Raw genomic sequence first — 12,913 nt, 5'->3', positions numbered from 1 at the left:
CAATTTAAAACAGCATTAAATCTTTAAAAATTTCTTTAGAGCCTGGTCATATATAACCAATATGACTTATTTGATTATTTCCTTAAATCAAGGAGAAGCTTTAATGAATATTGAAGGAAATGTAATGTCTTATCAGTAACAATGCTACTTTTTTATCAACGAAAATATTTTTACAATCAACGCTTATTCATTGATTAAAGCTCTTGTTTTTAGATGAATCAATTTGATTTTGAAGCATTTTTATTTTTCATGGAGTTCAGAAACCATTCAAACGAAGCGGAACCGAAAAGCTAGACGAGTAGGGGAAATATTTAAAACTAAACATGAAGAGAATTATTTTATTAAAAACGATGAAAAAACTCTACTTTTTACTCTTAATCCTCATTTCACTTTCTGCATTTGCACAAACGTATAGCTACACAACTTACAATACGTCAAATTCAGGAATAGGAAGCAATTATATTGCTGATATTAAAACCGATTCAAGCGGTTTGCTGTGGATTGCAACGTATAATGGGGTTTCGACTTTTAACGGAACTACTTTCACCAACTATAATACCACTAACTCCGGTATTGCATCCAACTCAATTTTAAAAATTGAAATTGATAGTCAGGGCAGAAAATGGATGGCTTCTCAGTTCAATGGTATTATTTCATATAACGGAAGTACGTGGACGAATTTTACGACTTCCAATTCCGGACTTCCAAGTAACGAAATTATTGACATCGCTGTTGACGGACAAAATACCCTTTGGATAGTAACACCTGCAGGACTTACAAAATTTAACGGAACTACCTGGACTACTTATAATTCAGTATCCAATCTTAATTCTGTAGCTACTGACAGTAATAACGGGGTGTGGGTTACTAATGGGGGAGTATTGTACAAATTTAATGGTACAGATTTCAATTTTATTGCACAGGGAACTCAAAAAATATTGAGAATTGCCAATAATACAATTTATATAAAAGGTTCTGATAGCTTAATTACTTTAACAACAAGCGGAACGAACCTAACATTTATCTATCAAAGCACTTCTTGTCTGGCAGGATATCAGCTGAATGCTTTGGATGTTGACAGTACGAGCAAGGTGTGGATAGGGTTTAATGGTTCAGGTGTACAAAACTTTACAAACTGTACTACTTATACTAAAGCAAATACGAATCAGGGGTTGCCGGATGATTATTTTAGTGCAGTAAGAACCCAATCTTCTGGAACGGTCTGGTTGGGAACGTTGCAGCTCGGTTTAGTGAAAATGGCACCAGGAAGTACATCAACTTGTAATCCTCCAACCCAGATGTATACTTCTAATATCACTTCTACAACGGCTACCTTTAACTGGTTGCCTTCAACATCAGCACCCAATGGAGGTTATTACTATGTTTATAGTACGAGTCCTACGATGACAGGTTCAGCTACTGCCACTACTTCTACAACTACAAATGTTGCTAATTTGTTACCAAACACAACTTATTATTGGTGGGTTGCCGCAAATTGTGTTTCTAGCCAAAGTACTTGGGTTCCCGGGGGAGCGTTTACGACACTGCCGATCCAAACGGGATGCTGGAAAACGATAAGCGCAGGTACTTTCCATTCATTGGCAATAAAAACTGATGGAACGCTTTGGGCTTGGGGTGATAATAGCAATGCTCAATTGGGTGATGGAACTAATATTCAGAGAAATACTCCGCTCCAGATAGGGACGGCAACGAATTGGAAAAAAGTGTTTGCAGGTGAGAAATATAGCGTTGCTATCAAAGCAGATGGAACACTTTGGACGTGGGGATATAACCAGTTTGGATTTTTAGGAGACGGAACTACAACTAATAGAACCATTCCAACAAAAATAGGAACGGCGACTGACTGGGAAGATATCGCGGTAGGAGATAGTCACAATTTAGGTCTAAAATCAAACGGAACACTTTGGGCTTGGGGAATGAATATAGATGGAGGCCTGGGAGACGGAACAGGGGTGGATAGACTTATTCCCACTCAAATAGGAACGGGAACCAATTGGAAAAGTATTGCTGCAGGTTCTTTCTTCTCACTGGCGGTAAAAACGGATGGTACGCTTTGGGCTTGGGGTTATAATGGTCATGGACAATTGGGTGACAACACGTTGACAAACAGATTTGTGCCGAAACAGATAGGAACCAGTACTGATTGGGCAGATGTGGCCGCAGGAGATTCTCATAGTGTGGGGAGAAAGCTAAATGGTCTGCTTTATACTTGGGGATATAACGGATCAGGTCAGTTAGCGGATGGAACTACGATTAACAGATCAATACCCTTTTTAGCATCTGATGGAATTCAAAAAGTTATTACAGGAGGTTTTAATACCATAGCCATTACAACATCAGGAACTGTAATTGCCAGTGGAAATAATAATACTGGATCGTTTGGTAACAATACCACAACCAGTACATCAAATTGGATTGTTCTTGGAAACAATTCTCATATGATGATTTCTACAGGAGGATGGCATACTTTATCTATCAATAATGATGGCATTTTAAAAGTAACAGGCGCTAATAATCATGGACAAATAGGCGATGGTACTAATATTGATAAAAATACATTTACTCAGCTTATATGCCCTACAAGTGCTTTAGCAGTGGATGAAACTTCAACAGTAGCAAACAGTGATGATCTAAAAGTATTCCCAAATCCGGTACAGGATATTTTGAATATTTCGTCTGATCAAAAAATTCTTTCAGTAGCGGTTTACAGTGTAACTGGACAACAGGTTCTTACTAAAACAATTAATGATAATAAAGGATCGGTTGACGTTTCTGCTTTACCATCCGGAGTTTATCTGGTTAAAGTAAATGCTGATAAAAATACAGTAAAAACGGTAAAAGTAATCAAACGATAAGTTTTGATGAAAAAGACTCTAAAATAAAAGATAGAGTATATAAAAATGGCGTCACTAATTTAAGTGACGCCATTATTTTTTTGTTAACTGTTTGATGATCCATAAGAAAGATATATTTTTGCAGCCAGTAATTAGAATCGCAGTTGATCGTATTCTTTTTCTAAAAAAACTAAAACCTAAAATTGAAAACTCATTAAACCATGCAAATGAAGAAAAATTACACCTTATTTCGTTTTATTAATTCATCAGAACGAATTGTTACCGACAATTTAAAACAATATTAATTCCTCAATTTTTTAGAGACACAGGTTATATCAGATTGATATTTCTTATTCGTCTATTTCCTGAAATCAATGTAAAGATATCAGGAAATTACGCGACTCAGAATATCTCTTAAAATCAAAATATATTTAAATATTAAACCATTTATCTTTTACTATTATGACAAAGAAATTACTTACCATTGCCTTAACAGGTTTATTCAGCACGACAGCTTTTGCTGCCGATCTGTATGTTAGAAATGGTGGCGCTGGCGGATCTTATTCCACAGTAAGTGCTGCTATCACGGCTGCTGCGGACGGAGACCGCATCATTATTCAGCCTAAAACGAATGGAACTGCATATGTAGAAAATCTTACCATCAATAAATCACTGACTTTTGTCTCTGAAACCATTTATAACAGATATTTTATTCAGGGAACTATTACGATCAATCCGGCAGTAGGCAGGGTGGTGAATATCAGTGGTTTGAGTTCAGGAAACTTTACCATCTACAATGTAGTGGCGAGCGGACCGACAACCGGTGGAAGAACGACTATTAATCTGTATAACTGTTATCTGAATAATGTTGCTACCAACCAAGCCAATACTACGACCAACATTTCTGGAAGTACGGTTTCAGGAGGTATTAGTTTTTCCCATGGAAGAGTTACAGCTAACAAAGCACAGTCAATTTCTATTAGTTCTACTGCAACAGATACAAGTCCTGCAACCACAGATATAGAAGTCTATGGCAATAAATCTGATTTTGGGATAACGCACTCACAGTCAAATTATAACTTTAAATTGTATAATAATTTTTGTCGCGGCGTATTTGTTTATGCTATAAAGACAGGCAGCTCAAACGAAATTATCAATAATACGATTTATGACCCTTATGGAGGTGATGTACCTCCGTTTTTCATCAATTTAAATAATGGAAATACCGGAAATATTGCCATCATAAACAATGCGGCTTCTTTTGTGGTAGGTCAAACCAATGTTTGTATTAAAAACAATAATAATGCTACTGTAACAGCCAGTTACAACCTATTTACCAATCCGTTTGTAACAGATGGAGCTATGACTCAAAGCAACAATTCAGGATCTGTAAATATGAACTTTGATAATACCAATTACACGATAAGTGGTATGAATGCAAATGCCGGAAATCCAGATGTAAGTTACACCGATTTAGATTTAACAAGAAATGATGCCGGTCACTATGGAGGTTCAAACAGCTGGGCAAATTACTGGCCGACAGACAGTGGAGGCAAGCCTCAGGTGAATTATTTGCAGACTCCGAGAACCATTAGCAGCGGAACATTAAATATCACAGGATCTGGTTTTTCTAAATAATCGTTAATCATACAACAATATGAATAAATATATCTATAGTATAATCGCTTTGCTTATGATCGTTTTGTGCCCCGCACAGATGTACGTAAGCCAAGCCGAGTATTTTTGGGATACCGATCCGGGCACAGGAAACGGAATTGCTGTTTCGGCTGCCGATGGGAATTTCAACAGTGCTTTTGAACAACTGACCAAGACAGGAATTGCTGCACCAGGTAACGGTTTGCACAAATTCTGCATTCGTATCAAAGACAATACAGGTGTTTGGGGTCCTGTTTTCACGAATATTATTAATGTTCAGCAAAATCCGACCTCTACCATAATGGCTGTTTCACAGGCTGAGTATTTTTGGGATACTGATCCGGGAGCAGGAAACGGAACTCCGGTATTAGCCACTGATGGTAATTTTGACAGTTCTTTTGAGCAATTGACGAAAACAGGAATTGCTTTACCAACTTCCGGACTGCATGTTTTTAATGTTCGTATTAAAGATAATGCCGGTGTTTGGGGACCAGTTTTCAGAAATGTTATTAATGTGCAGACTCAAACTTCTACAGGTTGTTGGGATACTCTTGCTGCAGGAGGTGAACACTCGGTGGGAATTAAAGCAGACGGAACATTGTGGGCGTGGGGAAATAATTCTACAGGACAGCTTGGAGATGGTACCATCGTTTCAACTAATATTCCAACTCAAATAGGAACAGCGAATAATTGGGTAAAAGTATTTGCAGGAAGTTATAATACGTTTGCTATTAAAGCAGATGGAACATTATGGGCATGGGGGCTGAATGATTTCGGACAATTAGGCGACGGAACTAAAATAGATAAACTGACTCCCACTCAAATCGGAACAGCCACGAATTGGAAAAGTATTGCACCAGGCCAGTACCATACACTAGCCCTTAGAAATGATGGAACACTTTGGAGTTGGGGTTCTAACAGTTCCGGGCAATTAGGTATTGGCACAACTGTAGAGAAAGTTGTACCTACACAAATAGGAACAGAAACGAGCTGGCAAACTGTTACAGCAGGATGGTCTCATAGTGTTGCTATTAAAGCAAATGGTACCCTTTGGGAATGGGGCTATAATTCTTATGGTCAGCCAATGGGTGTTGGTGTACCAGTAAAAACTAATCCGGTTCAAGTGGGAACAGCTACGAATTGGAAAAATGTGTCTTCTGGCCGCGAGCATATTATAGGTATGAGAACAGACGGAACGCTATGGGGTTGGGGATACAATGCAGGCGGGCAATTAGGTGACGGAACAACTACAGATAAATATACTCCAACTCCAATAGGAACGGATACCGATTGGCAAAATATATCTGCCGGAAGCGTTTTTACCTTTGCAATAAAGACAAACGGAACACTTTGGTCATGGGGCAATAGTTATTATGGACAATTGGGGAACGGTACAAGCGGATCTACGATTACTACAGTACCTACTCAGGTAGGATCATCATCAGATAATGTGTTGATTTCTGCCGGAGGTTTTCATACGCTTCAAAAAAATGTTGATGGCTTCTTAAAAGTTTCCGGGCGAAATGAATCTGGTCAGCTGGGTGATGATACAAATATTCAAAGAAATGTATTTACTTCTATTGCCTGTCCTTCAGTTTGTACGCCTCCGACACAGTTTTCAGTGACCAACATTACTTCTTCAGCAGCTACAATTAGCTGGACAACATCACAATCTGCACCTAATGGAGGTTACATGTACTTTTATAGTACAAACCCAATCGTTGGAGGTATAAATGGAAGTACGCTATCTAATACAGTAAATCTATCTACTTTATTACCCAATACTACTTATTACTGGTGGGTGGCTTCTGATTGTGGAACGAGCCAGGGAAATTGGATGTCAGGAGGTACTTTTACGACACTTCCTTCATCTGCAACAGGCTGCTGGAAAAGTGTAAGTTCAGGATATATTCATTCTGTAGGTCTAAAAGCAGACGGTACATTATGGGCATGGGGAAATAATAGTTCCGGACAATTGGGAACTGGAAGTGTAAGTTCAGAAAAAATTCCTAAACAAATTGGAACTGAAAATAATTGGGTAAAAATAGCAACCGGAAACTATCACTCTATTGCACTAAAGGCTGATGGAACAATATGGGCATGGGGGCAAAATTTATATGGGCAATTAGGAGATGGAACGACAAGCACTAGATTGGCTCCAGTGAAGATTGGAACAGGAACGGACTGGGTAAATGTTGCCAGTGGTGATAATTACATAATAGCTTTGAAATCGAATGGAACTCTTTGGGCTTGGGGACGTAATTTACGTGGTCAACTTGGTGACGGAACTACAATAGACAAATCCTCTCCGGTTCAAATCGGAACAGCAAATAATTGGAAAACTATTGCACCCGGATCAGAGCATACTTTTGCGATAAAAACTGATGGAACATTATGGGGTTGGGGAGATAATTTAACTTACCAATTAGGTGATGGAACTCAGGTAAGCAAAACCAGCCCAATACAAATAGGAACAGCTACGAATTGGAAAAATGTTGCCGGAGGATCTGTGCATTCATTAGGTATTAAAACAGATGGAACGCTTTGGTCATGGGGATATAATTTTTATGGGCAATTGGGTAACGGAACTAAGACAATTAGTTATACTCCAATCCAAATCGGAACCGAAACCAACTGGCGAAGTGTTGTTGCTAATTACGATTACTCTTCTGTAGCAATAAAAACAGATGGCACACTTTGGGCATGGGGTAGAAATAATTCCGGGCAATTAGGTGACGGAACAACAATAGATAGGCTGAGCCCAACAAAGATTGGTGACGCTACTGATAGACAGGTTGTTGCTGCGAATGTAGATAATATTCTTGTTGTCAATACTAGTGGATTTTTATCAAGTTGTGGTAACAATAATTATGGCCAATTAGGAGATAATACAAATATCAGTAAGAAAATCCTTGTTCCTGTTGGTTGTCCTGTAAGTAATTTAGCAGTAGATGAAACCGCAACGGTATTATACGATAACCTGAAAGTATTCCCGAATCCGGTGCAGGATTACTTGAATGTTTCATATGATCAAAAGATTGTTTCAGTAACAGTTTACAGTGCAGCAGGACAGTTGGTAACGACTAAAGCGATCAATGATATGAAAGGAACTGTTGATTTCTCAGGATTTACATCTGGAGTTTATTTAGTTCAGATAAATACTGCTAATACAGTAAAAACGGTAAAAGTAATCAAACGATAAGCTTTGAAAAAAAGACTCTAAAATAAAAGATAGAGTATATAAAAATGGCGTCACTAATTTAAGTGACGCCATTATTTTTTTGTTAACTGTTTGATGATCCATAAGAAAGACATATTTTTGCAGCCAGTAATTAGAATCGCAGTTGATCGTATTCTTTTTCTAAAAAAACTAAAACCTAAATTGAAAGCTCATTAAACCATGCAAATGAAGAAAAATTACACCGTATTTCGTTTCATTAATTCATCAGAACGAATTGTTACCGACAATTTAAAACAATATTAATTCCTCAATTTTTTAGAGATACAAGTTATATCAGATTGATATTTCTTATTCGTCTATTTCCTGAAATCAATGTAAAGATATCAGGAAATTACGCGACTCAGAATATCTCTTAAAATCAAAAAATATTTAAATATTAAACCATTTATCTTTTTACTATTATGACAAAGAAATTACTTACCATTGCCTTAACAGGTTTATTCAGCACGACGGCTTTTGCTGCCGATCTGTATGTTAGAAATGGCGGCGCTGGCGGATCTTATTCCACAGTAAGTGCTGCTATCACGGCTGCTGCGGACGGAGACCGCATCATCATTCAGCCTAAAACGAATGGAACTGCATATGTAGAAAATCTTACCATCAATAAATCACTGACTTTTGTCTCTGAAACCATTTATAACAGATATTTTATTCAGGGAACTATTACGATCAATCCTGCAGCAGGAAGGGTAGTGAATATCAGTAGTTTGAGTTCAGGAGACTTTAGTATTTATAATATAACAGCAAGCGGACCGACAACCGGTGGAAGAACAACCATTAATCTGTATAACTGTTATCTGAATAATGTTTTTACTAATAAAACAAATACAACAACCAACATTTCAGGATCTACTGTTAGAGGAAGTTTGGTTTTTTCCCATGGAAGAATTACAGCTAACAAAGCACAGTCTATTGCTGCAAACACTATTGAGATAGATACCACTCCTGCAACCACAGATATAGAAGTCTATGGAAATAAATCTGATATTAGTATAGAGAATTCTCAACCCAATTACAATTTTAAATTTTACAATAATTTTTGCTCTGGATTTTATGTGTTCTCTCTTAAACCAGGCAGTTCGAACGAAATTGTTAACAATACTGTCTACAAGCCTAATGCTGGTGATGTTGCTCCATTTTATATCAATTTGAACATAGCAAATTCCGGAAATATTGCCATCATGAATAATGCGGCTTCTTTTGTGGTAGGTCAAACGAGTGCCTGTATTCAGAATAACAGTAATACTGCTGCAGTGACAGCTACTTATAATGTATTTACCAATCCGTTTGTAACGCAGGGTAATATGACTCAGAGTAACAATTCGGGATCTGTAAATATGAACTTTGATAATGCAGCATACACGGTAACGGGTATGAATGTAAATGCCGGAAATCCAGATGTAAGTTACACCGATTTAGATTTAACAAGAAATGATGCCGGTCATTATGGAGGTTCAAACAGCTGGGCAAATTACTGGCCGACTGACAGTGGTGGCAAACCTCAGGTGAATTATTTGCTGACTCCGAGAACCATTAGCAGCGGAACATTAAATATTACAGGATCTGGTTTTTCTAAATAATCGTTAATCGTACAACAATATGAATAAATATATCTATAGTATAATCGCTTTGCTTATGATCGTTTTGTGCCCCGCACAAATGTACGTAAGCCAGGCCGAGTATTTTTGGGATACCGATCCGGGCACAGGAAACGGAATTGCTGTTTCGGCTGCCGATGGGAATTTCAACAGTGCTTTTGAACAACTGACCAAGACAGGAATTACGACACCTGGCAGCGGTTTGCATAAATTCTGTATCCGTATCAAAGACAATACAGGTGTTTGGGGTCCTGTTTTCACGAATATTATTAATGTTCAGCAAAATCCGACCTCTACCATAATGGCTGTTTCACAAGCCGAGTATTTTTGGGATACTGATCCGGGAACAGGAAACGGAACTCCGGTATTAGCCGCTGATGGTAATTTTGACAGTTCTTTTGAGCAATTGACGAAAACAGGAATTGCTTTACCAACTTCCGGACTGCATGTTTTTAATGTTCGTATTAAAGATAATGCCGGTGTTTGGGGACCAGTTTTCAAAAATGTAATTAATGTGCAGACTCCTCCAGTTTCTACAGGTTGTTGGGACACTCTTGCTGCAGGAGGTGAACACTCGGTGGGAATTAAAGCAGACGGAACATTATGGACCTGGGGAAATAATTCTAACGGACAGCTCGGAGATGGAACTACAATTAATAGAAATGCTCCTATCCAGATAGGAACGGCAACAAATTGGAAAAGTATTAGTGCAGGAGGCTATTATACTGTTGCTATCAAGAAAGACGGAACGCTTTGGGCATGGGGGCAAAATGATTTCGGACAATTAGGCGACGGAACTAAAACAGATAAATATACCCCAATTCAAATCGGAACAGCAACGAACTGGCAGAGTATTGATGCCGGAAGTACTCATATACTAGCGATCAAAACAGATGGTACACTTTGGGGTTGGGGTTCTAATGGATATGGACAACTTGGTGATGGCACGATCGTCGATAAAAATGTACCTACACAGATCGGAACTGCCACAAACTGGCAAAGCGTATCCTCAGGATATATTTATACTCTTGCCATAAAGACAAATGGCACCCTTTGGGCATGGGGATATAATAGCAACAGTCAGTTAGGTGATGGCAGTACGACATTAAAAACTAGTCCGGTCCAGATTGGTACAGGTACTGACTGGAAAAATGTAGATGCGGGCAATTATCATTCTGTAGGAACTAAAACAAACGGAACGTTATGGACTTGGGGTATGAATAGCTCAGGACAGTTAGGAGACGGAACTACCACAAACAAAACGACACCGGCTCAGATAGGAACAGCAAACAATTGGCAGAATATAACTGCAGGAAATAGTTTTACTTTTGCCAACAGAACAGATGGAACACTCTGGTCATGGGGTAACAATTCCAACGGACAGTTGGGTAACGGCACTGGCGGAACAATGACTACATCACCAGGACAACTGGGAGCCTCTTCAGGCAGTATGTTGATTTCTGCCGGAACATATCATATTATTGAAAAAACTGTTGACGGCTTTTTAAAGGTTTGCGGAGCAAATGGTTCAGGACAGTTGGGTGACGGAGCAAATGGTCAGAGAAATTCGTTTATTTATACTGCCTGTCCTTCAAATTGCGCTCCTCCGACGCAACTTTCAGTAACTAATATTACTTCATCGTCTGCTACTCTCAACTGGACAGTATCCGGATCAACCCCTATTGGAGGATATCTGTATCTGTACAGTACAAATCCTGTCGTTGGCGGTATAGACGGAGTTTCACCTTCTGAGTCGACAAATTTAACAAACTTATTACCTAATACAACTTACTACTGGTGGGTGGCATCCCGTTGCGGATCAAGTCAGGGTGATTGGATTGTGGGTGGTTCTTTTACAACGCTTCCTACAACAGCTACAGGTTGCTGGCAAAGTGTGAGTTCCGGATATATTCATTCAATGGGACTTAAAGCAGATGGTACGCTGTGGACCTGGGGAGAGAATGCTCAAGGACAGATGGGTGACGGAACTATAGTTTCAAAAAAGATCCCGACACAGATAGGAACTGCAAATAACTGGGTGAAAATAGCTGCAGGATATCTTCATTCGGTCGGATTAAAATCAAACGGAACGCTGTGGACATGGGGGATGAATAGCTCAGGACAGTTAGGCGATGGAACCATCACCAATAAAACGGTACCTACACAAATCGGAACAGCAACAGACTGGGTAAGTATAGCTGCAGGAGATAATTATACAGTTGCTTTAAAATCCAACGGTACGCTTTGGGCATGGGGATACAACCTCTATGGACAATTGGGAGACGGAACGACAGTCAACAGAATGACTCCGGTACAAATCGGAACCGCAACTGACTGGCTGATTATTGCACCAGGATCACAACATACTCTCGCCATAAAAGCAAACGGAACCCTATGGAGTTGGGGATATAATATCAATGGTCAGCTGGGTAACGGAAACACAAATAATAGTTTAAGCCCCACACAAATCGGAACCGCAACCAACTGGAAAAGTGTGAGTGCAGGATTTTTTCATTCTTTAGGATTAAAAACAGACGGAACACTTTGGGCATGGGGAGATAATAACTACGGACAGATGGGGAACGGAACTTTGAACGACAGTTATATTCCAATACAAATCGGAACTGCAACCAACTGGCAGAGTATTTATGCTGATTACTATTACTCTTCTGCGGGAATAAAAGCAGACGGAACACTTTGGGCTTGGGGTGGCAATAACTTCGGGCAGCTGGGTGACGGAACGAAAACCGACAGAATTCTTCCTATACAAATAGGAACAGCTACTGATCGAAAAAGTTTTGCCTCCAATATGTTTAGCAGACTTGCAATAAACACTAATGGATTTTTATCGGGAGCTGGTCGTAATGATTATGGTCAAATAGGGGATGGAACAAATATTCAAAAGAAAATATTTGTACCTGTTGCCTGCCCTGTAAGTAATTTAGCAGTAGATGAAACTTCAACAGTATCAAAGAATGATAACCTGAAAGTGTTCCCGAATCCGGTACAGGATTACTTGAATGTTTCATATGATCAAAAAATTGTTTCAGTAACAGTTTACAGTGCAGCAGGACAATTGGTAACGACTAAAGCGATCAATGATATGAAAGGAATAGTTGATTTCTCAGGATTTGCATCAGGAGTTTATCTGGTTCAGGTAAATACAGGTAATAATACGGTGAAAACAGTAAAAGTAATCAAACGATAAGTTTTGATGAAAAAGACTCTAAATAAAAGATAGAGTATATAAAAATGGCGTCACTTAAATTAGTGACGCCATTATTTTTTTGTTAACTGTTTGATGATCCATAAGAAAGACATATTTTTGCAGTCAGCAATTAGAATCGAGGTTGATCGTATTCTTTTTACTAAAAAACTAAAACCTAAATTTGAAAACCAACTAAACCATGAAAATTGAAAAAAACACACCTTATTTCATTTTTTTAATTCATCAATACTCATTGTTTCCAACAATTTAAAACAGTATAAATCCTCATTTTTTTAGAGCTACAAATGATGTTTACTACAACATGATTTTATTTTTTTGTCTAAAAATAAAACAG

At 38.5% G+C, this 12,913-nt stretch carries 5 protein-coding genes; all 5 read left to right on the top strand.

What is annotated here, in order from left to right:
* The first annotated feature begins 323 nt into the window (after positions 1-323).
* The 5 genes from M2373_RS13280 to M2373_RS13260 all read left to right on the top strand — a co-directional run bounded on the left by M2373_RS13280 (position 324) and on the right by M2373_RS13260 (position 12,558).
* Positions 324-2,876 carry a T9SS type A sorting domain-containing protein gene (locus M2373_RS13280; RefSeq protein WP_259111516.1) on the top strand — a complete coding sequence of 851 codons (2,553 nt, stop codon included), beginning with the start codon at positions 324-326 and terminating at the stop codon, positions 2,874-2,876.
* Between the two features lie 441 nt (positions 2,877-3,317).
* Positions 3,318-4,493, top strand: a complete 1,176-nt coding sequence (locus M2373_RS13275; protein ID WP_259111515.1) for a hypothetical protein — start codon at positions 3,318-3,320, stop codon at positions 4,491-4,493.
* Positions 4,494-4,512: 19 nt separating this feature from the next.
* Positions 4,513-7,713: a T9SS type A sorting domain-containing protein gene (locus M2373_RS13270; RefSeq protein ID WP_259111514.1), complete on the top strand. Its 3,201-nt coding sequence runs from the start codon at positions 4,513-4,515 to the stop codon at positions 7,711-7,713.
* Between the two features lie 440 nt (positions 7,714-8,153).
* Entirely contained in the window at positions 8,154-9,332 is a 1,179-nt protein-coding gene (locus M2373_RS13265; protein WP_259111513.1) for a hypothetical protein, read from the top strand.
* 19 nt (positions 9,333-9,351) lie between these two features.
* The gene (locus M2373_RS13260) at positions 9,352-12,558 is read left to right on the top strand and encodes a T9SS type A sorting domain-containing protein (RefSeq protein WP_259111512.1); all 3,207 of its coding nucleotides are present in this window, start codon (positions 9,352-9,354) and stop codon (positions 12,556-12,558) included.
* The last annotated feature ends 355 nt before the right edge of the window (positions 12,559-12,913 follow it).

This window comes from Chryseobacterium sp. JUb7 (genome assembly GCF_024806495.1).
GTDB lineage: Bacteria > Bacteroidota > Bacteroidia > Flavobacteriales > Weeksellaceae > Chryseobacterium.
Note: the sequence above shows the minus strand (reverse complement) of the source record. Positions and strands in the feature narration are given on the sequence as shown.